At 65.3% G+C, this 25,919-nt stretch carries 24 protein-coding genes, 1 tRNA gene and 1 pseudogene; 12 read left to right on the plus strand and 14 right to left on the minus strand.

The window, feature by feature from the left end; translation table 11 throughout:
* The first annotated feature begins 23 nt into the window (after nt 1-23).
* On the plus strand, nt 24-698 hold the full coding sequence (locus tag AWC06_RS15145; RefSeq protein ID WP_085198808.1) for a PadR family transcriptional regulator: 675 nt from the start codon (nt 24-26) through the stop codon (nt 696-698).
* Here AWC06_RS15145 and AWC06_RS15150 read toward each other — a convergent pair whose 3' ends face one another.
* Genes AWC06_RS15150 through AWC06_RS15170 form a run of 5 tightly spaced genes read right to left on the minus strand, consistent with a single transcriptional unit; the run spans nt 699 to nt 5,849 of the window.
* A complete protein-coding gene (locus tag AWC06_RS15150; RefSeq protein ID WP_211281971.1) occupies nt 699-2,444 on the minus strand; it encodes a 3-ketosteroid-delta-1-dehydrogenase in 1,746 nt (581 codons plus the stop codon). It lies immediately after the preceding gene.
* On the minus strand, nt 2,413-3,489 hold the full coding sequence (locus AWC06_RS15155) for a hypothetical protein (protein WP_085198809.1): 1,077 nt from the start codon (nt 3,487-3,489) through the stop codon (nt 2,413-2,415). Before AWC06_RS15155 ends, AWC06_RS15150 begins: the two co-directional genes overlap by 32 nt.
* Before the next feature lie 47 nt (nt 3,490-3,536).
* Complete coding sequence (locus tag AWC06_RS15160; protein ID WP_085198810.1) at nt 3,537-4,520, minus strand: alpha/beta hydrolase; 984 nt, start codon at nt 4,518-4,520, stop codon at nt 3,537-3,539.
* Nucleotides 4,517-5,356, minus strand: coding sequence for an SDR family NAD(P)-dependent oxidoreductase (locus AWC06_RS15165; RefSeq protein ID WP_211281972.1), 840 nt, complete (start codon nt 5,354-5,356; stop codon nt 4,517-4,519). Before AWC06_RS15165 ends, AWC06_RS15160 begins: the two co-directional genes overlap by 4 nt.
* Before the next feature lie 4 nt (nt 5,357-5,360).
* Complete coding sequence (locus AWC06_RS15170; RefSeq protein ID WP_085198812.1) at nt 5,361-5,849, minus strand: nuclear transport factor 2 family protein; 489 nt, start codon at nt 5,847-5,849, stop codon at nt 5,361-5,363.
* Nucleotides 5,850-5,949: 100 nt separating this feature from the next.
* On the opposite strand from AWC06_RS15170, the gene AWC06_RS15175 reads away from it, so the two are divergent.
* Complete coding sequence (locus tag AWC06_RS15175; RefSeq protein WP_085198813.1) at nt 5,950-7,878, plus strand: flavin-containing monooxygenase; 1,929 nt, start codon at nt 5,950-5,952, stop codon at nt 7,876-7,878.
* Nucleotides 7,875-8,762, plus strand: a complete 888-nt coding sequence (locus AWC06_RS15180; protein ID WP_085198814.1) for an SDR family NAD(P)-dependent oxidoreductase — start codon at nt 7,875-7,877, stop codon at nt 8,760-8,762. The genes AWC06_RS15175 and AWC06_RS15180 overlap by 4 nt, the downstream gene beginning before the upstream one ends.
* Here the strand turns inward: AWC06_RS15180 and AWC06_RS15185 are convergent.
* The 7 genes and pseudogenes from AWC06_RS15185 to AWC06_RS15215 all read right to left on the minus strand — a co-directional run bounded on the left by AWC06_RS15185 (nt 8,759) and on the right by AWC06_RS15215 (nt 15,209).
* Nucleotides 8,759-9,385 carry a Dabb family protein gene (locus AWC06_RS15185; protein ID WP_085198815.1) on the minus strand — a complete coding sequence of 209 codons (627 nt, stop codon included), beginning with the start codon at nt 9,383-9,385 and terminating at the stop codon, nt 8,759-8,761. The two genes, AWC06_RS15180 and AWC06_RS15185, sit on opposite strands and share 4 nt — an antisense overlap.
* Nucleotides 9,378-9,725 carry a hypothetical protein gene (locus AWC06_RS15190; RefSeq protein WP_085198816.1) on the minus strand — a complete coding sequence of 116 codons (348 nt, stop codon included), beginning with the start codon at nt 9,723-9,725 and terminating at the stop codon, nt 9,378-9,380. Before AWC06_RS15190 ends, AWC06_RS15185 begins: the two co-directional genes overlap by 8 nt.
* Nucleotides 9,718-10,638, minus strand: a complete 921-nt coding sequence (locus tag AWC06_RS15195) for an alpha/beta hydrolase (RefSeq protein ID WP_085198817.1) — start codon at nt 10,636-10,638, stop codon at nt 9,718-9,720. The genes AWC06_RS15190 and AWC06_RS15195 overlap by 8 nt, the downstream gene beginning before the upstream one ends.
* Complete coding sequence (locus AWC06_RS15200) at nt 10,635-11,468, minus strand: IclR family transcriptional regulator (RefSeq protein ID WP_085198818.1); 834 nt, start codon at nt 11,466-11,468, stop codon at nt 10,635-10,637. Before AWC06_RS15200 ends, AWC06_RS15195 begins: the two co-directional genes overlap by 4 nt.
* Before the next feature lie 173 nt (nt 11,469-11,641).
* Complete coding sequence (locus AWC06_RS15205) at nt 11,642-13,108, minus strand: FAD-dependent oxidoreductase (RefSeq protein ID WP_085198819.1); 1,467 nt, start codon at nt 13,106-13,108, stop codon at nt 11,642-11,644.
* Nucleotides 13,105-14,012, minus strand: a pseudogene (gene bphC, locus AWC06_RS15210) (biphenyl-2,3-diol 1,2-dioxygenase). Before bphC ends, AWC06_RS15205 begins: the two are co-directional and overlap by 4 nt.
* Nucleotides 14,013-14,024: 12 nt before the next feature.
* Complete coding sequence (locus AWC06_RS15215; protein ID WP_085198820.1) at nt 14,025-15,209, minus strand: acyl-CoA dehydrogenase family protein; 1,185 nt, start codon at nt 15,207-15,209, stop codon at nt 14,025-14,027.
* A 177-nt stretch (nt 15,210-15,386) separates the two neighbouring features.
* Here AWC06_RS15215 and AWC06_RS15220 point away from each other — a divergent pair, with 177 nt between their 5' ends.
* From AWC06_RS15220 to AWC06_RS15235, 4 genes are read left to right on the plus strand one after another with little or no spacing between them, the layout of a single operon-like run.
* Nucleotides 15,387-16,982 (plus strand): flavin-containing monooxygenase, encoded by a 1,596-nt coding sequence (locus AWC06_RS15220; protein WP_227370959.1) that lies wholly within the window; start codon nt 15,387-15,389, stop codon nt 16,980-16,982.
* 16 nt (nt 16,983-16,998) lie between these two features.
* On the plus strand, nt 16,999-17,775 hold the full coding sequence (locus tag AWC06_RS15225; RefSeq protein WP_085198821.1) for an SDR family oxidoreductase: 777 nt from the start codon (nt 16,999-17,001) through the stop codon (nt 17,773-17,775).
* A gap of 18 nt (nt 17,776-17,793) precedes the next feature.
* Nucleotides 17,794-18,585, plus strand: a complete 792-nt coding sequence (locus AWC06_RS15230; RefSeq protein ID WP_085198822.1) for an SDR family NAD(P)-dependent oxidoreductase — start codon at nt 17,794-17,796, stop codon at nt 18,583-18,585.
* Nucleotides 18,582-19,448, plus strand: coding sequence for an alpha/beta fold hydrolase (locus tag AWC06_RS15235; protein ID WP_085198823.1), 867 nt, complete (start codon nt 18,582-18,584; stop codon nt 19,446-19,448). Before AWC06_RS15230 ends, AWC06_RS15235 begins: the two co-directional genes overlap by 4 nt.
* 2 nt (nt 19,449-19,450) lie before the next feature.
* Here AWC06_RS15235 and AWC06_RS15240 read toward each other — a convergent pair whose 3' ends face one another.
* Nucleotides 19,451-20,986 (minus strand): LCP family protein, encoded by a 1,536-nt coding sequence (locus AWC06_RS15240; RefSeq protein ID WP_085199033.1) that lies wholly within the window; start codon nt 20,984-20,986, stop codon nt 19,451-19,453.
* A gap of 269 nt (nt 20,987-21,255) precedes the next feature.
* On the opposite strand from AWC06_RS15240, the gene AWC06_RS15245 reads away from it, so the two are divergent.
* From AWC06_RS15245 to AWC06_RS15255, 3 genes are all read left to right on the plus strand, one after another.
* Entirely contained in the window at nt 21,256-22,014 is a 759-nt protein-coding gene (locus tag AWC06_RS15245; protein WP_085198824.1) for a DUF732 domain-containing protein, read from the plus strand.
* Between the two features lie 192 nt (nt 22,015-22,206).
* Nucleotides 22,207-22,497 (plus strand): WGxxGxxG family protein, encoded by a 291-nt coding sequence (locus AWC06_RS23890; protein ID WP_085198825.1) that lies wholly within the window; start codon nt 22,207-22,209, stop codon nt 22,495-22,497.
* Nucleotides 22,498-22,732: 235 nt separating this feature from the next.
* Nucleotides 22,733-22,808, plus strand: a tRNA-Thr gene (locus AWC06_RS15255).
* Between the two features lie 60 nt (nt 22,809-22,868).
* Here the strand turns inward: AWC06_RS15255 and AWC06_RS15260 are convergent.
* The gene (locus AWC06_RS15260) at nt 22,869-23,588 is read right to left on the minus strand and encodes a hypothetical protein (protein WP_085198826.1); all 720 of its coding nucleotides are present in this window, start codon (nt 23,586-23,588) and stop codon (nt 22,869-22,871) included.
* Between the two features lie 130 nt (nt 23,589-23,718).
* On the opposite strand from AWC06_RS15260, the gene AWC06_RS15265 reads away from it, so the two are divergent.
* Nucleotides 23,719-24,438 carry a response regulator transcription factor gene (locus tag AWC06_RS15265; RefSeq protein WP_085198827.1) on the plus strand — a complete coding sequence of 240 codons (720 nt, stop codon included), beginning with the start codon at nt 23,719-23,721 and terminating at the stop codon, nt 24,436-24,438.
* A gap of 47 nt (nt 24,439-24,485) precedes the next feature.
* A complete protein-coding gene (locus AWC06_RS15270) occupies nt 24,486-25,919 on the plus strand; it encodes a sensor histidine kinase (protein WP_085198828.1) in 1,434 nt (477 codons plus the stop codon).

A 25,919-nucleotide genomic window follows, 5' to 3' on the forward strand; every position in this document is an offset into this window, starting at 1 on the left:
GCTCCCGGTTGTAACCTGGGCAAATGGATGGCAGCAATGCACCGGGAAAGCCGAATCTTGCGGCGACCAGCTGGGCGCTGCTCGGCATGCTGTCTTACGAGTATGAGCTTTCTGGCTATGACATCCGAAAGTGGATCGACTGGAGCATGCGTTTCTACTACGGCAGCCCGGCCTACAGCCAGATCTACTCTGAGCTCAAAAAGCTGGAGCGGCTGGGGCTGGTGACGTCTCGTGTGGAGAACACTGGCGGCACGCGGAACCGCAGGCTGTACAAGATCACTGAAGCCGGCCTGGACGCGGTGACCCGTTGGGCAAACGAGGCGCCGGTCGACCCACCCACGCTCAAGCATGGCCCGTTGCTGCGGGTGACGTTGGGACATCTCACCAGCCCCGCACGGCTGAAGGAGGTGCTGCAGGAACACGTGGCGTATGCCGACGAGATGCACCGCAAGGCCGCGAAGGACGCTCGGTGGGCCGGCGCCGATCCGTCCTGGGCATACGCCCGCGTCGCATTGGAATGGGCGGAGCGGTATTACGCGAATGAGCGGGAACTTGCACTGAAGATGATCAAAGAACTTGACGAGGCTGAAGCCGCCTTCCCCCAGCCCGGGAAAGGTGGCCGGACCAAGATCCCTTGGCCCACACCGGAATTCTGGTATGAGATCGAAAAAAAGGCCGATGCCGAGGAGCCGGACTGATCAGGCCCCCGCGGCATCGCGGGCGGCGACGTAGCCGTACACCAATCCCTGGGCGATGGTGGCGCCGGCGCCGGGATAGGTGGTTCCGAATGCGTTGGCCGCGGTATTCCCGATGGCGTATAAGCCTTTGATCACGCTTCCGTCCTCGCGCAGCACCCGAGCGTGATCGTCGGCTCGCAGACCACCGCAGGTGCCGAGGTCGCTGAGCACCATCTTCACGGCATAGAACGGCCCGTTGTCGAGGGCGCGGAGATTGGGGTTCGGACCGATGGTGGGATCGCCGTAGTACCGGTCGTAAGCACTGCTACCGCGGTGGAAGTCCGGGTCGTATCCGGCGCGCGATAGCTCGTTGAATCGGGCGATCGTTGTCATGAACTGTGATTCGGAAACACCGATCTTGCAGGCGAGTTCGGCGAGGTTATCCGATCGATGAGCGATGCCTGCGTCGTACCATGCCTGTGGAATCGGCGTACGCGGAAACAGTTCGCCGGCAAACACATAGCCGTTGCGGTACTGCTGGTCGAATACGATCCACAGGGATTCGACCGGATTTCCTGAGCGCTCCCGTTGCAGTAGGCACTGCCCGAACGACATGTAATCCGTTGCCTCGTTGACGAACCGGCTGCCGTTCTGGTCGACGATCAACGAGCCCGGCAGCGCTCGTTCGGCCAGCATCACCAATGGGGCTTTGCCCGGTAGCGGCGCGACGGCCGGGAACCACCACGCCTGGTCCATGAGGTCGATTGCGGCACCGACATCTTGAGCGGCGTGGATTGCGTCACCGGTGTTGGTCTCCGCGCCCAGACTCATGTGCTCGCCGAGGGATTCGGACTGAAACTTGCGTCGCATAGCCATGCTGTGGTCGAACCCGCCCGCAGCCAAGACGACGCCGCGCCGCGCGGTGATGGTGACCTCGCGCCCGTTGTGGGCGACCACTGCGCCGGTGACCCGCCCGCCATCGCTCGTCAACCGCTGCAGCTCGGTCTCGATCCAAATCGGGATCCCCGCACGCAGAACACCGGCGAACAGTCCGGCCGCCAGAGCCTGCCCCCCCGCGACATAGCGTCGGCCAAGCAGCAGTCCGCCCACTCCTTGGGCGAGCCGCTTGACGATGGTCGGCAGGCCCCTCCGCGGAACCCGGGCCATCAAGTTCATCCACCGGTAGTCAGCGGTGGTGGTGGGCATGGGGACCTTGGGCTCCATTAGCCCGGGTCGCAGCCGGGACCGATATTCGCCGAGCATCGCGGCGTTGAGCGGTCGGCATTCGCAGGTCCGCCCCGCCGCGGTTCCACCCGGCGCTTCGGGGTGGTAGTCCGAATAGTCCTTGGCCCATGCGAACCGGATCGGTGTGGTGCGTCGCAGCATCTCGACGGTCCCGGTCACGTTACGCAGGTAACCGGCCGATCGTTCGGCCGGCGCCGTGCCTGCAACCACCGAGCGGAGATATATCTCGGCCCGCTCCACGCTGTCGCCGGCACCCTTCTCGTCGAGGATCGGGCTGGCCGGCAACCACAACGCGCCGCCCGAGCGGGCGGTCGAGCCGCCGACATAGGACGACTTCTCAACGATCAAAACCGTCAATCCGCATTCGTGGGCGGCCAGTGCTGCTGCCATTCCAGTGCCCGAGCCAACGACCAGAACGTCGACCACCGTGTCGCCGACCGGCATACCGACAGGGATCGTCGCTGGCGCAGCAGTCGTCACCACGATGACATTAGGCGAGCTGGAATGCGCTGATCGGCGCATCGTCCGGATAGCTCGACGGACCGCCGAGGTCGTAGGCCTCATTGAGGGTGCGGATGAACTCCGGATCATGCAGCGGTTCGTCCGGCATCGCAAGTTCGATGCCTCGAGCGTTGACGTCCTTGACCAAGGTATCGATTGCCTGCTCGATGGTCAGGTCGTCGGAGCCCTCCATGTTCTTCTTGAGCTCGTCGAAGTCAGAGAACACCTCCGCCGACCAGTGCACGAGGAACCGCAGCTGATTGGTGTGATGGCGGGCGATCACCTCGTCGCCGTTCTTGAGCAACCAGTGGTCTCGGTCGTCGGGATCACCGTCGAACACCGTGTCGAAGGCCAACCCAGCTGGAATCTGTTGGTCCAGCGGTCCATTCGCCTCACCGCGGTGCACCATCATCTCGTTCTGCACCACGACGCCGCGGTTGTTGATCGGCGGCAGGACACGCTTGGGCGCCTTCAGCGGCCCCTCAGGCCAATAGGTGAATCCGCTTCCGGCGTCGAGCGAGAACCAGGTGATCACCTGCGCCATCTTGATCAGGTAGTCACCAAACAGGCCGGACTTGCCCATCACGCTGGTGAGCCACGTGGGGGCATTCTCGTGTCGCACGCCGCGGAAGCTCGGCGAATCCAGGTGTCCCGGATCGCGATTCGCGCACGGCCCGTTGATGTTGAACAACATCAACTGCGGTTTGGCGTACTCGGCGTTCCAGTAGTCCTTCGCCATCTCCAGGAATCGCGGGTTGTAGAAGCAATCGTGCAGTTGGGGATATAGCACCGCGCCGTAGTTGGCCAGATACCCGCGAAATGTCGGGGTGAGGAACAGGTCCAGCGAGGGGGTGAACCCGTCGGGAAAGGCGCCGCTCATGGTCGCGATGAGCTCGTCAGCCGAGGCGAAGTGTTGCGCGATGATCAGCTTCCACGGCCCCTCGGTGCGAACGACGTCAAGCAGACGCTCGCGTTGGTCGGCGGTGTAGACGTTGTCGATCTCGCGAGGCGGTGCGGCCGGACGCAACACGTCGGAAAGCTCCATCCGCCGCTCGTCGCTGAGCATCAGCTGTCTCCTCTCCCGGTTATGGGTTGGGGTGATTGTGTGCAGCGTCACGGCTCGGTGGCTGCGTGATGTCCGGTGATCGGGACGTCAAACCTGAGCGGGTTGGCGAACTTCGCCCGCAGCAATGCCCCGATTTCGGCGATGGCGAGCCGCCCGCGCGCAGTCGCGTCAGACCGCATGAGAAACCCGTGGTACATCCCCGGGTAACGGGTGGCGATGGTCTGCACACCCGAGTCGCGCAAGCGTGCCGCGTAACGCTCACCCCAATCCCGGATCGGGTCGCAGCCCCCGGTCACCACGATCGCCGGCGGTAGGCCGGACAGGTCGGTGGCGTAGGCCGGAACGAGGTAGGGGTCGCGAGGCGGCCCCCCGGTGCCGTCGGCGAGGCCGTGCAGGTAATCGATGTCGTCGCGGGTGAGCATCGGCGCATCGGCCAGTGAGGTGATCGACGGTGCGGCCATGTCGCGATCCAGTCCGGGGTACAGCAGCACCTGCGCAAAGATCGGCGGCCCGTCACGGTCACGCGCGGCCAGCGCCACCGCCGCCGCCAGCGACCCGCCCGCACTGTCCCCGATCACCGCCAATCGGGCCGCGTCGACCTCGAGATTATCGGCGTTTCGCGACACCCACTCGAATGCGGTGTAGGCATCGTCGAACTGCGCGGGCGGGGGTGACTCGGGGGCCAGCCGGTAGTCGACGGCCACCACGGTGGCCGCGGAGGCCGATGCCAGTGCCCGCGCCAGCGGTTCGAACGAGTGGTTGGAACCCATGACGAGGCCGCCACCGTGTAGGTATACGAGTACCGGGCCGTTGGAATGCCATGTGGGACGGTAGATCCGGATTGGGATCGGCCCGGCCGGCCCGGTGATGGTGGCGTCGGTGGTGCTGGCCATTTCGGGCATTGCGTCGGGCGGTGGCGCAGACTCGATCGCGGCACGAACGGCAGCCAAGCCCCGTTGGCGCATCGGCGGGATATCGCCGAAGGAGGCCACCCGGGCGGCGGCGTCGGGATCCAACTTGGGTTTCGTCATTTCAGCGCCGGAGGATGTTGTGCAGCAAGCGCGTTCGCTCGTTCTGTCATCGCGGTCGCGACGGACTCCTGGGTGAGCAGGTAGAAGCGGCCCGCGGCGGCCTGTTCAAACACGGTCTCAGCCGCAGCCAACGGATCCATGGCCTGCGCCCTGATGTCGAGCATGGCCGCGCGCTGAGACTCGGCAGCGGTCACGTCGCAGCCGTTATTCGGATCGACTCCGCCCGCTGACTCGAAGATGTTCGATGCCACCGCACCGGGCAGTACGGCCTGCACATGAATGTGGTGGTCGTGCCCGGCCGATTGGACATCCAGACGCAGGCATTCGGTCAACGCGAGCACCGCGTGTTTGCTCATGATGTAGGGCGCCTGCAACGGAATCGCCACGACCCCGCCGACCGACGACAGGTTCCATACCCACGCCTGCTCGTCGGTTGCCATCATCTTCGGCAGAAACGACCGCACGCCGTAGAACACTCCGCTGAGGTTGATGTCGACGACGCGTTGCCAGTTGCCGACGGGCGTGTCCCACAGATAGCCGAACTGTTCCACTCCGGCGTTGTTCACCAATAGGCGCACCGGGCCGACATCCCGGTATGTCTTCTCGGCGAGCTGCTGCACGGCGTCCGGATCGCGCACGTCGCACACGATGTCAACCGCCGAGCCTCCCGCCGCACAGAGTTCGTCGCGCAGTGCGGCGATGGCGCCGGCGTCGATATCGGCCAGAACCACGCTCATACCCAACCGAGCGGCGTGTCGCGCCAGCCCGGCGCCAATCCCGGCGCCGGCTCCCGTGATGACGGCGACGCCGTCAGAGAAAGTTTCGCGAGCAGCCACCGGCCTAGGAAGCAGTACTACCGGCAGCGGTGTCCGCAGTGAGCTCGGACAGCAAGGCCGAATTGGTGGTGTCGAGAACGATGTGCATCTCGGTGAACTCCAGCCCGTTCGAGCCGCGACGCACGGCAACGTCGGCCACCCCGCTGGACACCGCGAACGGCACGAAGTTCGCAATCTGATTCACCAGGATGTAGAACCGCGCGCGGGTCAGGTCACCATCGGTGCCCGTGCGGTGCACGTTGCTGGCGTGGTGGCGCAACGGGTAAGGGCTCTGCTTGCGATGCTCAGACAGCCACGCCAGCACTGTGTCACGGCCATGTAGTTCGGGCGACATCAATTCTTCGAATGGGCTGGCGCCCGAATCACTTCGAGTCAGATAATGCACATTCTCGGCGTAGCGGGTTGCCAACTCGTCGTAATGTGCTTCGTCGTAGTGATACCAGAAGCCAGCTATGAACTCCTGCAGTTCGGACAGCGTGATGTCGTCGGTCATGGCGCGAGTCAACTCCGCTGCGGTCCTGGCAACACCTGTGGTGCCCGGTCAGCGGGACACCGCTGGCTGTAAGTCTCTCGCCGCTTCGATACTCGACGCCATGAGCGTCGCCACGGAATCGACGTCGCCCGTCGACCCGGTCCCTCCTGACCCCGACGAGCTTCGGAAGAACCTGCGTCAGGCCGATCCGGGTGTCCTGGTGGCGGTGCTGGCCCAGCTCACCGGCGACCCATCGGTGATCGATGCCTACGCGCCGAAGATCTCGCACGTCCCCGACCCGCCCGAGCGGGCCGGCGTGACCGACTCCGATACGGCGGAGGCGCTGGTGAACGCAGTCGTCGATGCGCTGAGCCAGCCCCGGCGCGCCGACGCGCTGCCCGCCGACGACCGTGTCCTCTTCGCCCGATTGCTGCCCTTGGCGCTGGGCTGCGAGGTGGACGACGAGCATGTGGACCTGCTGCTCGAGCAGGGCGGCTTCCAGCGGTCGCAGCCGACGTTGCCGCGCACGGTGGCGATCCCCGACACCGTGAAGCTAGCCATCATCGGTGCCGGTATCGCTGGGATCAGCGTCGCTCTGGCAGCCGCCGAGGAGGGCGTGTCCTATCAGATCTTCGACCGCAACGCCGAGGTCGGCGGAACCTGGCTGACCACCACGTACCCGGGCATCGGCGTCGACACGCCGTCGGCGTATTACTCACTGTCGCGTGAGGTGAACGCGGACTGGAGCAGCTACTACCCGCAAGGTGCGGAGTATCAGGCCTATTTGGTGGCCTTGGCCGACAAGCACAAGCTGCGCGAGCACACTCGGTTCCGCACCGAGGTAGATGCGCTGTGGTGGGACGACGATCGCAGGCAGTGGCAGATCCGCTCGGTCGACGCCGACGGGCAGCGCGACGTGAGCTACGCCAGCGTCGTGGTCACCGCGGCCGGCTACCTCAACCGCCCGCGATGGCCCGATGTCAAGGGTCGGGATACGTTCGCGGGCACCAGCATTCACTCTGCTTTGTGGGACTCGTCGCTGGACCTCACCGGCAAGAAGGTGGCGATCATCGGGGCGGGGTGCACCGCCGTGCAGATCGTCGACGCGTGCGTCGACCAAGTGGAGCACCTGACGGTGTTCCAGCGTCAGCCGCACTGGGTGGCACCTCGGAAACGGCTGACCGACGAGGTGCCCGCACATCGGCGTTACCTGGGGCGGCACCTGCCGTACTACGCGAAGTGGAACCGCCTGAAGTCGTATTGGGGAACGGCGGACAACAACCACCCGGTCATCCTGCAGGACCCGGAGTGGGCCAAGGACCATCTATCCATCTCCCCGGCCAACGATGTGCTGCTGCAACTGTGCTTGGAGTACATCGAGCAGACGTTCGGCAAAGACACCGAGCTGGCGAAGAAGGTCACCCCGGACTTCGCCCCGTACGGCAAGCGGATCATCCGCGATCCCGGCGGGTACTACGCGGCGTTGACGCGCGAACACGTCGACGTGGAAGTGAGCGAACCGGCCGAGATCAACGCGAAAGGCATTGTCACCCAAGATGGTCGGCAGATCGACCTCGACGTCATCGTCTATGCCACCGGTTACTACCTGGACTTCCTGTCCACTATCGACATCCGTGGCCGCGACGGTAAGAGGTTGGTCGACGAGTGGGGCGACAGCCCGCGCGCATACCGCGGCGGAACGGTTCCCGGCTTCCCCAACCTGTTCACCATGTCGGCGCCGAACTACAGCCCGGGCCACGGTGCGGGCGCGAATTTCTCGATGGAGGTGCTGGCCCACTACATCATCGAATGCCTGCAGCTGATGGCGCTGCGCGGCGCCACCACCATGGAGGTCACCCAGCAGGCTTACGACGAGTACGTCGCGGCGATCGATGAGGCGATGAGCCGCACCGTGTGGTGCCACACGCCGAACGCGCACACCTACTACCGGTCGGGTTCGGGGCGGGTGGTGGTGGCCACACCGTACCGGCTGGTCGACGTCTGGCATCAGCATCGCGCGCCGATCGAGGAGCACTTCACGCTGCGATGACGCAATTACTCACTGGCAAAACAGCATTGGTGACCGGCAGTAGCCGCGGAATCGGACGCGCGATTGCTCAGCGGTTGGCCGCCGAAGGTGCGACCATCGCGGTCACGGCGCGCGCCCGCACGCCATCGGAGTCCATTCGGGCGGGGGCGTCGACCGCGCTGCCCGGTACCATCGACGAGACCGTCGCCCTGATCGAAGACGCCGGCGGAACGGCGTTCGGACTGACCGCCGACCTCGAGGATGCCGAGTCACGCGACGGGTTGGTCGACGCGGTGGTCGACCGCACCGGCCGCATCGACATCCTGGTCAACAACGCTGGTTTCGCCGACTACGCGGTGGTCGAGGACATGTCGCTGGAGACGTTCGACCGGACCGTCGAGCACTATCTCCGGACACCGTTCGTCCTGACCAAGGCTGCCGTGCCACACATGCGCAAACAGGGCGGTGGGTGGATAGTCAACATCGGCTCGGTCACCGGTGTAGCCCCAATTCGGCCCTACCGGGAATACAACAAGTCTTCCGGCGACGTCGTCTATGCGTCGTGCAAGGCCGCCCTTCATCGCTTTACTCAGGGTGTGGCCGCCGAATTACTCGACGCCAACATCGCCGTCAACTGCGTGAGCCCATCCACTGCGGTCCGCACACCCGGTGCAGCACAACTGATTCCAGAGTCTTTTCCCACCGAGCCGGTCGAGTATCTGGCCGAGACCGTGCTCGCGATGTGCCATCTGCCCGCTGTCAAGCGCACTGGCTTGGTGGCGTTCAGCCTGCACTACTCGTGGTCGCAGCGGCTGCCGGTGCACAGCCTCGACGGTAAAGACGAGCTGCCGCCAGTCGAACCGCCCGCCAACGTTAATCCGAACATCCTGGCCGCGGGGATCTAACTCAGCACCGGGCGGGGCATGGCACAGAAGCTGTGGCACACGCGATCCCGGATGATCACGTCCGGGCATTCCGGGTCGAACCACCGGTCGACGACCGCCCAGTGGATCGGATGCATCAGGTAGGGGCCCATCAAACCGTCGACATCGCTGAACTCCTGCTCGAACACATGAGTCCACTGTGCCGTTCCGATCGCATCGTCGACACGGTTCAGCTGCCACGCCCGGATCGCCGGTATGTAGCGGGGCATCGAGCGCAGCTCGTCTTCGAAGCGTGCGACGGTCCCGGGGTCTGTATCCGGCTGCACGCGCAACAACAGGGTGCGATACACGGTGCCGGCGTCACTGCCGTTGCGCGTCGGGACACCCGAATAAGCAGCTCCGTTGACCCGCGTGATCGAGAGAGCCTCGAGGCTAGCATCGAAAGTGCCTGCCGCCGATAGCCATTGACTTATGGAGTCGAACCTCAAGTGGACCAGGATATCGCCGCCATTACGAGATCCGGGCAGCGTCGGCTCGACGAGCTGGCGACGTGCGCGGGTCGCTTCGGCCGCGGCGCGCACGGACCCGAGGACGTGGTCATGCTCTGTGTCGGAGACGTCGACAAGGCGCGTGACGCTATACATCGCAGAGGCCGTCGACGTCATCGGCGGCCGCGGCGACCGACCGCGACCGTTCCACAACCAGTTCGCCTATCCGGCGCCACCATTCGCCCAGTTCCGGATCCGGCCGGCCCTTCCACGTCATCTCCCACCATGCCTGGACGCTGGGCAGCGTCCAGGTGATGGTGACGGTATTCGGTTGTTCCTCGAGCCAGATCGGGGGACTGACAAGGACGTTGCGCAGCGTCATGCCGCGGGAGCGGGCACCGGGCGCATATTCGGCGAGGTATGTGTCGACGAAATTCCTGGCGCATCCGGGCTTGGTCACCACCCTGTCGATGACGAACACCCGACCGTCAGCCATGGCAATCTGAGCGAAGCAGTCGGGTCAGTTCCAGGCACGCCTGCTTCCGGGCTTCATGCGCGATGTCGAGCATCGGCATCGTCATGAACCCGTGGATGGCCCCGTCGAAGGCGCATCGCGCCGTGGCCACGCCCGCTGCGTCGAGCGCCTGAGCGTAGGCGATGCCCTCGTCGCGAAGCGGATCGTGACCGGCGACGACCACCACTGCTGGCGGTAGTCCTTTCAGGTTCGCCCGCAGAGGCGAGGCGTACGGATGCCCCCGGTCGGGCAGGGCAGGCACGTACTGGTCCCAATACCACTGCAGCGCAGGCTTCGGATTGTAGAAACCCTTGCCGAACAAGCGATACGACTCGTTGTCGAAGTCGGCTGCAATCACCGGATAGAGCAACATCTGACACCTAAGCAGGGGACCGCCGCGGTCGCGCGCCATCAACGCGGTGACAGCGGCCAGGTTTCCTCCCGCGCTGTCCCCGCCCACCACAACGGCTTCCGCGTTGTCGGCCGCCCATCGGGTGACCGCGTAGACGTCCTCAGCTGCGGCCGGCCATGGATTCTCCGGAGCCAGCCGATAGCCCACCGAAATCACAACGGCAGGAAAAAGATTCGCGAGGTCGCGGCACAGCTCGTCGTGGCTGTCGAGATCGCAGAACACGAAACCACCGCCGTGTGCATACACCAGAATCGGCAGGCGACCGTCGTCACCGCGGCAAGGCCGGTAGATACGGACCGGGATCTCGCCGTCGGGGCCCGCAATGGTCTCGTCGCGGACCTCGGCGACGGGCTTGCGTTGCATCGGCGGAACGAACCGGGAACGGATGATCGCCCTGGCCCGAGCGCCGGTCATGGTGTGGACAGGCGGGAAGCCGGCGTCGAGCTGCTCGATCAGCTCGGCGATTTGCGGATCGAGGTTCACGCGTACTGCAAGGCGGGCCGCGACGCCGCGGTCGGGCGCCGGGGCAGCAATGGCCGCAACGGCTGCAGGGTCGGGGCAACCCGCTGTGGGCCGCCCTCGACGTTGCGCCAGATGCCCATCGCGGTCATCCGTACCGGCGCGGCCAGACGTCGATCGAACATCATGCGATTCATCGGACCGCACACCGACACCGCGGCGACGGCCTCGCCGGGGCTGCCGATGGGGGCGGCGACACAGCCGAACCCGAGCAGCGACTCCTCGCGCTCGAACGCGACGCCGTGGGCCCGCACCTTGGCCAGTTCGACTGCAAGTTGCGAGCTGCTGGAGATCGAGTACTTGGTCTTGCGGGCATGCAGATCCACCGCGGCGTCCTCGTCGCGGTAGGCCAGGATCGCCTTGCCGACGGCGGTGCAGTGCGCCGGCTGCCGGCCGCCGACCCGGGTGGGGATCGCACCGATCGTCCGCTCGCCGATCTTCTCGAGGTAGACAACGTCGGAGTCATCCAGCACCGCGAGGTGCACGACGAGTCCGGTGGCGCGGTGCAGTTCGCCCAGCAACGGGGTGGCCGCCCGCACGAGGCGGTCCTGGTGCACCGCCAAGGAGCCCAGCTCCACCAGCCGCATGCCGAGCTCATAGTCGCGGCCACTGCGACGCAGCCAGCGCAGCTGCACCAGGCGGTCGAGCATCCGGTGCGCGGACGAGCGGGGCAAGCCGGTGCGGCGAACGATCTGGGCCAGCGTCAGCCGTCCCGGTCCGTCGAATGCATCGAGGACGAGGGCGATGCGATCGATGACCGCGCTCGGGGTGGTTGTTTCGACAGGCGCTGACATGGGCCCTCCAAGGCCGGGTATATCTGGCTGCTATATGACTGTTAGTAATATAGGTTTATATCACAGCTGTGTGACCGCTGTCACGCGAACGTGAAAGGCCCGCGAGCGTAGCGTCCTGGCGGACTTCAACGCGATATTTCGCCGTAGCGTTACGCTCGCCGGCTCAGCGCAGGTCAGCCCTTGGTTGCTGAGCGACCGGCACGGCGGCCGTAGAAGCTGCCGTCCCCGAGCGAAATGCCGCTGGCGTAACCCCAAGCGGCCAATCCGGCGGTCGAACGGCCCGCGGCGAAGAGGCCGGGGATCGGCTCACCGCTGACGTGCAACACCTCGGCATCCAATGTGGTGGCGAGCCCGCCCAACGTGAAGCCGCCGGTGTTCTCCCGCAGATCGATGGCGCCGACCGGGGAACCGATCGGCTTCACCCATTCGGGCTTCTTGTGCAGGAGTGGATCTTCGCCACGAGCTGCGCTCTCGTTGTAGGCGGCCACGGTCGCCTGCAGCGAATTGGGGGCCAACCCAATGTCGCGTTCCAGGTCGGCAACGGTGTCGGCCACCCAGGTGGGCTGTCGCAACATGAACTGAGGCGACCACGAAGCCATCGCCTCCTCCTGGGCATCGCCGTCGATGATGAGGTAGGCGATGTTGTCCTGCTGGTAGAGGGTGAGCTGCCCGATCCGCCCGGGGTAGGTGTCCTCTGGGACATAGCGTTGACCCCGGCCGTTGACCAGAATGCCGCGCACCAACTGTTGCGGGTCGATGAAGATCGCCACCTCGGTAGCGTCCATGTGCGCGAGGTCGGCGCCCAGCGCCTGCGCCATCCGGATGGCCTGCCCATCATGTTGTTCGATCGACGCGGCCGGGCGTCCGGCGATCCGCGGCGCATAGCGCGTCACCATTTCCTCGTTGTAGGCGAAGCTTCCCGTCGCGAGCACCACCCCGGTACGCGCCCGAATCGTCATATCGGTGCCGTATTGGCGGGCGCGGATCCCGACCACTCTGCCGTCGGATTCAATGATCAGGCGCTGAACCCGCACGTCGTAAATCGCCCGCCCGCCCGCCGCCGTGGCCGTCTCGACGAGTGGCTTCATCAGCATGTAGCCGGCGCTGGCTTCGCCCTGCTTCTTGTTCGACATCTGGGGGACGTGCCCACGCGGGGCGGGGTTGGCAATGGTATTGAACGGATAGGAATTTTCGCCGCCGCTGTACATCAACCCCTGGTCGCCCATCGGTTCCCAGCCGGGCTCCGAGAAGAACTCCGCTTTGAACGCCACACCGCAGCCGACGAGCCAGTCGAAGTGGGCGACGCTGCCGGCGCAGTAGTCGGCGATGCGGTTCTCGTCGGCGCCGGGTCCCATCGCCGCGTTGAGGAACGCCGCCATGTTGTCGACGGAATCATCGAAGCCGCAAGCCTTTTGCAGCGCTGTGCCGCCGCCGAGGTAGATGAATCCGCCGGCCATCGCCGCGGCGCCGCCCCAGGATCCGGTGCGCTCCAGCACGAGGACGTCGGCACCGGAGCGGGCCGCTTCGACCGCGGCGGCGGCGCCGGCGACCCCGTAGCCGGCGATGACTACGTCGGCCTCGTAGTCCCACGACGTGATCGACGACGCCGCAACGGGTGTGACATCGGTGTCGGGTGTCATAACCGCATCGCCGCAGGCATCTCGCCGACCCACTGGTGGCCCCAGTAGCTGTCCGCCGTGATTTCCTCTGCGGTGTAATACGTTTCATCGACCCGCATGCCGTCGGTGCCGAATTCGATGTCCCAGTCGCCGGGTGCGCGGACGTAGAACGACACCATCTTGTCGTTGGTGTGGCGCCCGAGGGTGGAGGACAGCTGGAAGCCCTCGGCGTTGACACGGTCCAGTGCCTGACCCACGGCGTCGAGGGTGTCGACTTCGACCATGATGTGGACCAGGCGCGGGTCGCGCTGGTGTGCGGCGGGGACAATCGCCAGGCTGTGGTGTCGCTCATTGATACCGAGGAAGCGCACCCGTACCGGGCCAAACTCTTTGGGCAAAGGTACCCGGAACGCGCCGCGGGAACGGAAACCCAGTACGTCGGTGTAGAAGTCGAACAGCCCGTTGGGATCGGTGGCCGGTACGACGACATGGCCCATTCCCTGATCGCCGGTCACGAATCTCGCGCCGAACGGGGTGACGACGGGGCTGTGGTCGAGCACCGCGCCGTGGAACACCTCGAGCGTGGTGCCGGCGGGGTCCTCGAAGGTGATCACCTCTTCCACCCTGCGGGCCTCGGCCTCGTCGGTGGAGAGCTGCTTGGACGGCACCCCGGCACCGTCGAGGGTGGCCTTGACCCGCTGCAATGCCGGGTGGTCGCGCACTTCCCAGCCGACGGTGAGCACCCGGTCGGACTCGTCGGGCACCACGATGAGCCGGGCGGCGCGCTCGTCCATCCGCAGATACAGCGCCGAAGGATTAGGCCCCTTGCCTTGCGCGAAACCCAGGACGTCGAAAGCGAACTGCCTCCAGCGCTGATGTCGTTGGTCGAAATGGTGATGTAGCCAAGGCTTTTCAGGTCGCTCACTTGTGCATTCTCCTAGATCAGCGCTCGCAGCGGGCCCTCGGGCGGATCGATGCCCAGCGAGCTCAGCGCCGACGCGTGATACACCGTGCCGGGGACATGGATGGCATGCAGGTGGCCGACGTGCACGTCGCGCCAGTAGCGCTGCAGTGGCTTGTCCATACGGGCGGCGTTGCCGCCCGAGCGGGCGAAGATCTCGTCGACGGCCGACACGGCGCGCCACACCGCGCGAACTTGTGTGCGGCGGCCGGCGGCGCGGTCTTCGAACGACACCTCCTTGCCGGCAGCAACAATGTCGTAGATGCGGTCGACGTTCGCGAGCAGCTCCTGGCGGGCGGCGTTGATGTCGGCCGCCGCCTCGCCGATCGCGTACATGACGTAGGGGTCGTCCTTGATCGCGGTTCCGGTGGCGCCGACGCGCTCACGCTGGTAGTCCAGGTGCGCGGCCAGCGCTCCCTCGGCGATGCCGATGGTCGCCGCAGAGATGCCCAACGGGAACATCGTCGACCACGGCATCAGATACAGCGGCTCGGTCATGCCGGCCTCGCGTTGGGCGGTGCCGTCCATCACCTTCGTCGCATCCATCGTCCGGTAGGTCGGGACGAACGCGTCCTTGACGATGATGTCTTTTGAGCCGGTGCCGCGCAGCCCGACGACGTTCCACGAGTCTTCGACGATCTCGTAGTCCTTGCGAGGCAGGATCATGTGCAGCATCTGGGGCGGCATCAGCGGTACACCCTTGTCGTCGCCGAGCATCGCTCCGAGGATGATCCAGTCGCAGTGGTCGGTACCCGAGCTGAACTGCCAGCGGCCGTTGAAGATGTAGCCGCCGTCGACCGGCTTGGCGACACCCTGCGGGGCGTACGGGGACGCCATCCAGGTGTCGACATCGTCGGCCCAGATCTCGGCGGGCACTTTCGGATCGGCATAGGCCAGTTGGTACGGGTGCACGCCCACCACGCCGACGATCCAGCCGGCGGCCGGATCCAGTGCCGCGGTGGCCATCGTCGTCTCGGCCCACTCGCGGGGGTGGACCTCAAACCCTTGGTAACTCTTGGGCTGCAGCAGCCGGATGACGCCGGCGCCTTTCATGATCTTGACCGTCTCGTCGGTGAGCCGGCCGATCCGCTCCGCTTCTGCTGCCTGCTCGCGCAACTGGTCGGCCGTCGCCATGATCCGATCAAGTACCCGCTCGCTCATGTTTGTCGTCCTTACCTGTGGGGGCTTAGTAATGGTCTACCTCAGTCCGTGCCAAACGGAAGGCGATCCCGGTGAGCGGAAAAGTTATTACCAGCTAAGCGGACGAATGCAGCCGCGGCGTCCGGTGACTGGGAAGCAACTCGTTGCGGACGAACACATGGGGCATACGATCCCATCGTGACCCTTGATGCCGTGGTTGTCGGTGCCGGATTCGCCGGCCTGTATGCCTTGCACAAGCTGCGCTCGCAGGGCCTGTCGGTACGCGTGTTCGAAGCGGCCCCTGACATCGGCGGCACCTGGTACTTCAACCGGTATCCCGGGTGCCGCTGTGATGTCGAGAGCGTCGATTACTCCTACTCGTTCTCCGACGAACTGCAGCAGGAGTGGAACTGGACCGAGAAGTATGCGACCCAGCCCGAGATCCTGCGGTACCTCAACTGGGTCACAGACAAACTCAACCTGCGACAGGACATCACCTTCAACACCCGTGTCAGCTCCGTGGTGCTCGATGAGCAAACACTGCACTGGACCGTGACCACAGACAGCGGTGAGATCGTCACCGCCCGGTTCTGCCTGATGGCCACCGGTCCGCTGTCTGCCGCGTTGACACCCGATTTCCCGGGGCTGGACACCTTTGCCGGCGAGGTGTACCACACCGCCCGTTGGCCGCACGAACCTGTCGATTTCACCGGCAAGCGTGTCGCGGTGGTCGGCACCGGATCCTCGGGTATCCAATCGATTCCGGTCATCGCCGAACAGGCGGCACAACTTTATGTATTCCAACGCACGCCCAACTTCAGCATTCCGGCGGGCAACAAGCCGCTGAGCGCCGAGGACATGGCGGAAATCAAGGCGAAATACGCTGACCGGCGCAGACTTTCATGGCGAAGCGGCGGAGGCTCGCCGCATATCGCACATCCGAAAAACACGATGGAGGTATCCGCCGAAGAGCGTCGAGCTGCGTTTGAAAGACGTTGGCAGCTAGGCGGTGTGCTGTTCTCCAAGACCTTCCCGGACCAGATGAGCGACCCGGTCGCGAACGAAGAGGCAAGGAAGTTCTACGAGGAGAAGATTCGTGCCGTCATCGACGATCCACAGACCGCCGACTTGCTGATCCCGAACGACCATCCCATCGGAACCAAGCGTATCTGTACTGACACCAACTATTTTCAGACCTTCAACAAGCCGCATGTCAAGCTGGTCAGCGTGCGCAAAACGCCGATCGTGTCGGTCGACGCGACCGGGATCGATACCACCGATGCCCGTTACGACGTCGACGCGATCGTCTTGGCTACCGGTTTTGACGCGATGACCGGTGCACTGGCAAAGATCGACATCGTCGGCCGCGGCGGGGAGGTGCTGCGCGACGACTGGAAGGACGGTCCGCGGACGTATCTGGGTCTCGGCGTCGACGGTTTCCCCAATCTGTTCATTCTCTCCGGACCGGGGGCGCCGGGCGTGCTGGCCAATATGGTGCTCCACGCCGAAGCGCACGTGAACTGGATCGCCGACTGCATCGCCCACCTGGACGCGCACGGCTACACCGCCATCGAGGCCAGCCCTGAGGCGGTGGACAACTGGATTGCCGAGTGCGCGCAGCGTGCGCAGGCAACGCTTTTCCCGAGGGCGAACTCCTGGTACCTGGGCGCCAACGTTCCCGGCAAGCCGCGGGTGTTCATGTTGTTTACCGGTGGATTCGCTGTCTACAACGAGATCTGTGCCGAGGTGGCCGAGGCGGGCTACAAGGGCTTCAACCTGATCAAGGCGTCCTGATGCCGGACTGCTTGACATGAGCGGTAATTCAGCACAACTGGTCGACAAGGTCGTCATCGTCAGCGGTGGTGCTCGAGGTCTCGGGGCCGCGTTCGCGCGCCACATTGTCTCGCGCGGCGGCAGCGTCGTCGTCGGGGACCTACTCGATGACGTCGGCGAGCAGCTGGCGAACGAGCTTGGGGCACAGGCGCGTTACGTTCACCTGGACGTCACCGATCCCGGGCAGTGGGCGGACGCCGTGCAGTTCAGCATCGCCGAGTTCGGTCTCATCAACGGCCTGGTGAACAATGCCGGTGTGTCGACCGGGCAGTTCATCGAGCACGAGCCAGTCGAGCACTTCCGGGCGGTTCTGGAGGTGAACTTGGTCGGAGTGTTCAACGGTATGCAAGCGGTGATCGCGCCGATGCGTTCGGCGGGCGGTGGCTCGATCGTCAACATCTCTTCTGCGGCCGGGCTGTTCGGTCTGGCGTGTACCGCCGGCTACGGCGCCTCGAAGTGGGGTGTGCGGGGGCTCACGAAGATCGCCGCCGTCGAACTTGGTGGCGACCGTATCCGGGTCAATTCGGTGCATCCCGGTATGACCTATACCCCGATGACCGCACACGTCGGCATCCAGGTCGGCGAAGGCAACTACCCGAACACGCCGATGGGCCGGGTCGGCCTGCCCGAGGAGATCGTCGGCGCCGTGGGCTATCTGCTATCCGACGAGGCCGCCTATGTCACCGGGGCGGAGATCGCCGTGGACGGCGGCTGGACCGCCGGGCCAACCGTCAAATACGTAATGGGCCAGTAGACACCGACGGGAGTTCAGATGAAGCGACTAGAGGGCAATCGGATCCTGGTGACCGGCGCCGCCTCGGGCATCGGGCAAGCCACGACCCTGCGCCTGCTGGACGAGGGCGCTGCGGTCGTCGCCGCCGACATTTCCACCGACGGCCTGGACAAGACCAGGGCCCGCGCCGGAGAGTCCGGCGTCGGCGACCGACTGACCACCTTGGAGATGAATGTCGGGGACGAGAAGTCGGTTATCGACGGTGTGCGCTCGGCGGTGGACACGTTGGGGGGTCTTGATTCGCTGGTCAATGCCGCGGGCATACTGCGCGCCGCGCACACCGAGCAGATGGATTTGCAGCTGTGGAACCAGATCATCGGGGTCAATCTGACCGGGACCTTCCTGGTGGTCCGTGAGGCGCTGCCCACGCTGTTGCAGAGTCCGCGCAGCGCGATCGTGAACTTCAGCTCCACCTCGGCCTCGTTCGCGCATCCCTATATGGCCGCGTACGCGGCGAGCAAGGGCGGGGTCCAATCATTCACCCATGCGCTCGCGCTCGAGTACGCAAGTAAAGGCCTGCGCGCGGTGTGCGTCGCGCCGGGCAGCATCAAGTCCGGAATCACCGATGCCACAGCCGGATACCTACCGCCGGACAGCGATTGGTCGCTGTTGGCCAAACTGTCACCGATCATGCCCACCACGCTGGAATCCAGCGGCGCCGGGATGGCCGATCCTTCCGTCGTCGCCGGCGTCATCGCGATGTTGGTGTCCGAGGACGGCGCGTTCATCACGGGCACCGAGATCCGCATCGACGGCGGGACGCACGCGTGACAGCCGACGTCACCTACGAAGGTACGCTTCGCGAAATCGCCACCGACGCAGGCGTTCTGCGCTATCACGAGGCCGGAGACGGGCCGCCGCTGCTGATGCTGCACGGCTCCGGGCCTGGGGTGACCGGATGGCGCAACTTCCGCGGCGTGGTTGGCACGTTTTCCGAGTTCTTCCGATGCCTGATCCTGGAATTCCCCGGCTTCGGGGTCAGCGACGATTTCGGCGGGCACCCGATGGTCACCGCGTTCGATGCGGTTGTGCGGTTCGTCGACGCGCTCGGCTTGCAGGTTGTCGACATCATCGGCAACTCGATGGGCGGCGGTATTGCGCTCAACTTCGCGATCGCCCATCCCGAGCGGGTGCGCCGTTTGGTGACCATCGGCGGCATTGGCCGCAACGTGTTCAGCCCGGCTCCGGCGGAGGGCATCAGGCTGCTGCAGGAGTTCACCGAAGAGCCCACCCGGGATCGCCTGGTTCGCTGGTTGCATTCGATGGTCTATGACCCGGCGGTGGTAACCGACGAGCTCATCGAGGAACGGTGGACCCATGCCACCGACCCGCAGACGCTGGCCGGGGCGCGCCGGATGTACAGCAGGGAAGCGTTCGCGCAGATGACCAAGGCCATGGAGTCGTCCAAAGGGCCGCCGCCGTGGGCGGTGCTGCATCGGGTCAAGGCACCGACGCTGATCACCTGGGGCCTCGACGATCGGGTCAGTCCGCTGGACATGGCGCTGATCCCGATACGCACCATCCCCAATGCCGAATTGCACGTGTTCGCCAACTGCGGACACTGGACGATGATCGAGGCGAAAGACGCCTTCGAGAGCGTCGTGCTGGCGTTCCTGTTACGTAAAGCTTCCTAGCGTCAGTTCACACAGGGCACGCCGCCGCCGCCGATCGGTGCGCCTTCATCGGGAGGCGGCTCGCTGCTGCTGGTGGTGGTGGTCGCGCTTGATCGCCCGTAGCCGCCGGAAACCGTTGACGCCGTGGTGGTTTCGTCTTCTGCTGGTATAGAGAAGTCGTCGTCGACGATGACTTGGATATGGTCGGCCTTGAGTTTGGGGTCCGGCCGGTCGGGAGCTTCGATGCCGAGCAGTGTGGCCACGCTCTGCGCGTCGGCGTCGGCGCCGGGTCCGTACTTGATCGCCGTGCTGGTGGGTTCGCCGGAGCGGCGGTCGCGCACCGAGCGCACGGTGTAGCCGTCTTTCTTCAGCATGTGCGATACGTCGCTGGCGAGTCCGCTGATGCTGCCGGCGTTGATCACGTCCACGACCGTGTCCGGGTTCGGCGCCGTGGTGGTCATGGTGGTGGCGGGCGAGGTGTCGCCGAAGGCCGCGGCGACCTCGGCCTTGATCGCGGCAGGGTCGACGATGTTGACGTCCTGGCCGTTGATGGTGTCGTAGCGCAGCACGGGCAGTGTCCGGTATTCGACATCGCCGCCGGCCAGCGCACCCATCCGGCGGAACTGGTTTTCATCCCAGCCTCCGGACAACACGACGTCTTTGCGCGCCACCGCCATCAGGCTCTTGAGCCTGCTCAGATCGGTGAACGTGCCCGAATCCTGCAGTTGTCGCATCACTGAGGAGAGAAACGCCTGCTGACGGTGGGTGCGGTCGAGGTCGCCGTTTTCCAGGCCGTGACGCTGACGGACGAATGCCAGCGCCTGCTCGGCGTCGAGCTTCTGGCGTCCGGCGGGGAAGTCGGCGCCGGAATACGAGTCGTACACGGCGTGCTTCAAACACACTTCCACGCCGCCCAAGCTCTTGGTCAGGTCATAGAAACCGGCCAGGTTGATTTCGGCGAAGTAATCGATGGGTACACCGGTCAGGTTGCGCACGGCGCGCAGCGTCGCGGCGCGACCGGCTTCGCGCCCTCGGGTCTCGAGCTCTTTCTGGTTGCTCACTCCCTGATCCATGAGCTTTTGCTCGGTGTAGCTCTTAGTGAGCCCGTACGCCTCTTTGATCTTGATGTGGCTGTAGCCGGGTACGCCGCTGAACGGCACGTAGTCGTCGCGGGGGATCGAGAAGGCGGCCACCCGGTCGTCGGCGCCGACATGGGCGAGGATCAAGGTGTTGGTGTTGTAGCCGCCGTCCTCTGAGTCGCCGGCGTGCAAGTGTTTCAGCACCGCCCAAGGCAGGTCGTTGCCATCCTGATCTTTGCGCGAATCCAGTCCGATGAGCAGGATGTTCATTGCGCCGCCGCTGGATTTCGGGTCGTCGGAACCCAGGGCTTGGGAGACGGTGATGCCGCCCAGCACGCCGTGGGCCATCCACCATCCCGACCCCGTCGCGAGCAGCGCAAGCGCCGCCACCAGCGCCAGGCAACCGCGGAGCGTCGTGTGGCGCCTCCGCACTGCTGCCGATGTGGCGCGGTGGCGGTGTTTGCCGCTGGATCGCTGCAGGTCTCCCACCACAACCTCGACTGTGAATGCCCGCCCCCGGTCGCAAATTCTGCGCGGACAAGATTCAGTGCTTGCCGTCCAGTATGCGGCAGATTGCTGGTCAGCGCGCTATGAGACTGGTAACGGGCCAGCTTGGCGGGCCCGCTAAAGCGGCGTCTAGCAGGGCGAACGCCACGATGGTCACAACAGCAGAAACAGTCCCGCAGTCCCCCTGGCAAGATACGAGGGAACGTGATAACCAAAGCGCCGAGCCGCCCTATGCTCAGTAAATGCGCGATCGCGAGACGATCGACTCAGAACTGCGGCGCATCGCCAGTCTGCGCCGATCGATTCGTGAACAGGGCGGTCAGCCGTCCTACGGACAGGCCGACAAACTGCTCGACGAGCGCTTAGCGGCGGCATCCGGGGCGTTTGAAGCGTGGGACGCCGAGGTTGTCGGCGACGCACCATCGCAGAACAACCGCACGCGGCACCGGCATACGGTTGCGCTACACCGCTTGAGCGTGCTCGCGGCGATGCCGCTATCTCTGGTGGCCGCGGTCGCCGTAGTAGTGGTGATATTCGCGGTCCGCCACCCACACACGGCGGCGCAGCCGACGATCATCCCGCCGTCGGTTGCCCCACCACCGCCAGCTGCCCCACCCAAGCCGCCTGCGCCCCCAGCATCCGCTCCGCCGTTAGCCATCGTCGACCGGGCGTTTATCGACGCGTTGAAACACGATGGCCTGCCGATTCCCAGCCCCGATTACGTGATGAGCCACGGACACGCAGTCTGCGACTTCCTCGCGCACCAACCCAACGTCGCGGATGCCGTTGCCTTCGTACAGCGAACGTCGATATGGGACGCCGATCAAAGCGCCAACTTCACTGCTGGTGCGATCGTCTCGTACTGCCCTCAGTACGAATCCGCAGGCCCGAGTGACGACATGCAGCAGACATTTCAGGATGCGATCTCTAATCTGCAAGCCATCGAAGGTGACCTGCAGGGCATCCACGATGATCTGCAGGGCATCCCGGGCCACGGGTAATGGGCAGAGCCTCCTGTCAGGATTGGACTGAGGACTGCTCGGTTTCGGCTCGGTGCGGTGTGGGTATAGGGCGCAGCGACGCCGAAGATGGACGCCGAAGATTTCTTTCGCGCTCCAGCCGGAAGGACTTCAGCCACTGGTCCAGTTGGCGTCTCCTTCGCTTTCCTACCTACTGACGTTTGGAGATTTGTCATGCGGAAAATCCTTGCTATCACTGCTGCCACTGGGGCGCTCTTGCTCGGTGGTGCTGGTATTGCCAACGCCACTACCCCGAGCACGCCGCCATCGTCGTCGACTACGACGACGGTGGCACAGACCGGCGACGCCGATAACAACAACCACAGCGACAAGACTGGGTTGTGGGGCCTCCTAGGCCTTGCTGGACTGGCTGGACTGGCCGGACTAACGCGGCGCCGCAACGAGGCCAACGCAGGTGCGAGTACCACCGTGCCGGGCACGTGCGGACAAACCCCGCGCGCGTAGCCGATTTGGTCCGACGCCCCCGTCAAGGCGACCTTGCCTGGCGGGGGCGTCGGGACGGAGCCTCCTGTCAGGATTGAACTGACGACCGCTCGCTTACCAAGGCGCTCCGTCCGCGAGCTTCCGCCCGATAGGACGACACCGACCGCACTGGCTCGCACCTGCGCCTTGAGTCGGCGCGCAGCTTCGACGGCATCACCCCGTCGTAGACTCGTCACGGCTCATCGAGCCGGCATCGGCCGCGTTAGCTCAGTTGGTAGAGCGTCGCCCTTGTAAGGCGAATGTCGAGAGTTCGAGTCTCTCACGCGGCTCCAGTCCTGTCGGCGCTGCGGGATAGCGTCGTCTTATGTCGATCACCTGTCTCGGGTGGCCGCTCACTCCGTGCCGGGGCCTGGGCGATCGTGGTCGACGACGCGCTGCGAACGCACCGGGCGCGGCGAGGACCGGCGCGTCGGGCGGCGCGGCAGCAGCGGAATGCGTTCCGCGATGTTGCTCAGCGGGTTGACCACCATGGTCAGCGAGATGACCGCTTCCTGCAGGGTGGCGATGGCAGGCTCCAGCGCCTCCATCCCGGGGGCCAGCCGGCTGAGGGTGTCGGCGAGGTCGGCGAGCTGCTCGAGCGGCCCGTGCCTGGCCGTCAGCTTGTCGATCAGGCCGCCCTTGGCGAGCAGTCGATCGGCCAGCCCATCCTCGGCCACTAGCCGTTCGATCAACCCGTCATCGGCGACCAGCTGGTCCACCAGTCCACCCGGCCTCAGCGCCCGCTCCAGCCCGCCGCCCTCCTCGGTGAGCCGGTCGAGCAGCCCGCCGGGCGCTGTGACCAGGTCGACAACCCCGCCCGGACGCAGCAGCCGGTCGACCGGCCCGTCGGTAGCAAGCGCGCGCCCCAACGGGGCGTCGTGGTCCAGTAACTTGGCCAGCTGATTCGCCCGGGCAAGCGCATCCTCGATGCCACTCTGGGGGCCCACCTCACCCAATGTTCGGTGCGCCAGGCCAAGCGCCGACGTTGCAACGGCCAAACCCGCGTCGGCGGCGGCGAGTCCGACCCGCACCGGCGCGACCGCGAGGCTCACCAGGCTTTTGCCAAGGTTCATCCTGTGAGTCTATGCACGCAGGCATCGCCATACACGGCATCTCCCGGCGATCCCCCGACACATCAAACTCACAGTAATTACACAGGCATCTTGGAGGATGTCGTAAATTAAGTGCGAGGGAATTGACTACATGGCATCGCCAACCGCAGATGAAACCACACCGGAGGCGCGGGTCCTCGTCGTCGACGACGAAACCAACATCGTCGAGCTGCTTTCGGTGAGTCTGAAATTCCAGGGCTTCGAGGTCCATACCGCCACCAATGGTCCGGCGGCGCTGGATTTGGCCCGCGAGGTGAAGCCGGATGCGGTGATCCTCGACGTGATGATGCCCGGCATGGACGGCTTCGGGGTGCTGCGCCGGCTACGAGCCGACGGGATCGACGCGCCCGCACTGTTTCTCACCGCCCGCGACTCGCTGCAGGACAAGATCGCGGGGTTGACCCTTGGCGGCGACGACTACGTCACCAAGCCGTTCAGCTTGGAAGAGGTCGTCGCGCGGTTGCGGGTCATCCTGCGCCGCGCGGGCAAAGGCATCACCGAGCACCGAAATGCCCGGCTGACATTCGCAGACATCGAACTCGACGAGGACACCCATGAGGTGTGGAAGGCCGGCAAGCCGGTGTCGCTGTCGCCGACGGAGTTCACGCTGCTGCGCTACTTCGTGATCAACGCCGGCACCGTGTTGAGCAAACCGAAGATCCTCGACCACGTCTGGCGCTACGACTTCGGCGGCGACGTCAACGTCGTCGAGTCCTACGTCTCGTATCTGCGCCGCAAGATCGACACCGGCGAGAAGCGCCTGCTGCACACCCTGCGCGGTGTGGGATATGTCCTGCGGGAGCCCCGATGAGCATGATTGCGCGGCGGGACAGCGCACCCTAGGCGAAGAATAGGGCGATGCCGAAACGACCTCGGGCAGCACTGCCGTTACGGGTTGGACTGGTCGCCGCCACCCTGCTGCTGGCCGCGTGCGGGCTGCTGGCGTCGGGGATCGCGGTCACCTCGATCCTGCGGCACAGCCTGATCAACCGCGTGGACCAGAACTTGGACGACGCGTCGCGCGGCTGGGCACAGGCACCGCGGGGGATCCCACCGGTCCGTTATCCGGGTCCGAACGCCGACCGCCCGCCGTCGAACTTCTACGTGCGTAGCATCGCCGCGGACGGGCGTACCTGGACGGTCGTCAACGACAGCAACGCCGAGCCTGCGTTGCCCGAGAACAACGACGTGGGTCCCGATCCGACGACCGTCGGATCGGTCGACAATTCCGGCGTGCAATGGCGCGCGGTATCGGTGCGCGGGCCGCGGGGCCGGCTGATCACCGTCGCCTACGACCTTTCCGACATCCAGCACACGGTCCGCGCATTGGTCTGGCTACAACTCGGCATCGGCGCGGCCGTGTTGCTCGTGCTCGGGGCGGCCGGATATGCCGTGGTACATCGCAGTCTGCAGCCACTGATAGAGGTCGAGCAGACGGCCGCCGCGATCGCCGCCGGTCAGCTGGATCGCCGTGTCCCCGAACGTGATTCGCGCACCGAGGTCGGTCGGCTTTCCTCGGCGCTCAACGGGATGCTGGCGCAAATCCAGCGAGCGCTCGCATCGTCTGAATCCTCGGCGGAGAAAGCCCGCACTTCAGAAGAACGGATGCGGCGGTTTATCACCGACGCCAGCCACGAACTGCGTACTCCACTGACCACCATTCGTGGCTTCGCGGAGTTGTATCGCCAGGGCGCTGCGCGCGACACCGAGATGCTGATGTCGCGAATCGAGAGTGAATCGCGGCGGATGGGCACCCTCGTCGAAGATCTGCTGCTGCTGGCCCGGCTAGATGCGCAACGGCCGATCGAGCGGCGCCGGGTGGACTTACTCGCACTGGCCAGTGATGCTGTGCACGACGCACAGGCGATCGCCCCGAACCGCAAGATCACCTTGGATGTGCTCGACGGTCCCGGTACCCCGGAAGTCCTCGGCGACGAGGCCCGGCTTCGTCAGGTGCTGAGCAATCTGATGACCAATGCGATGCAGTACACGCCGGAAGCCGCCGACATCACCGTGCGGGTCGGCACCGAAGGTGACGACGCGGTGTTGGAGGTCATCGACAAAGGTCCCGGCATGAGTCAGCAGGATGCGTCGCGCGTCTTCGAACGGTTCTATCGCACCGACGCATCGCGCACGCGAGCCAGCGGCGGTACCGGGCTGGGCCTGTCGATCGTCGACTCGCTGGTCCAGGCGCACGGCGGCAGCGTCGCGGTGACCACCGCGCCGGGTCAGGGCTGCCGCTTCCGGGTCAGCCTGCCGCGCATCGCCGACGTGCCCGCCCACGTGGGCTGA

Origin of the sequence: Mycobacterium fragae (genome assembly GCF_002102185.1) — a bacterium.
Taxonomy (GTDB): Bacteria; Actinomycetota; Actinomycetes; order Mycobacteriales; family Mycobacteriaceae; genus Mycobacterium; species Mycobacterium fragae.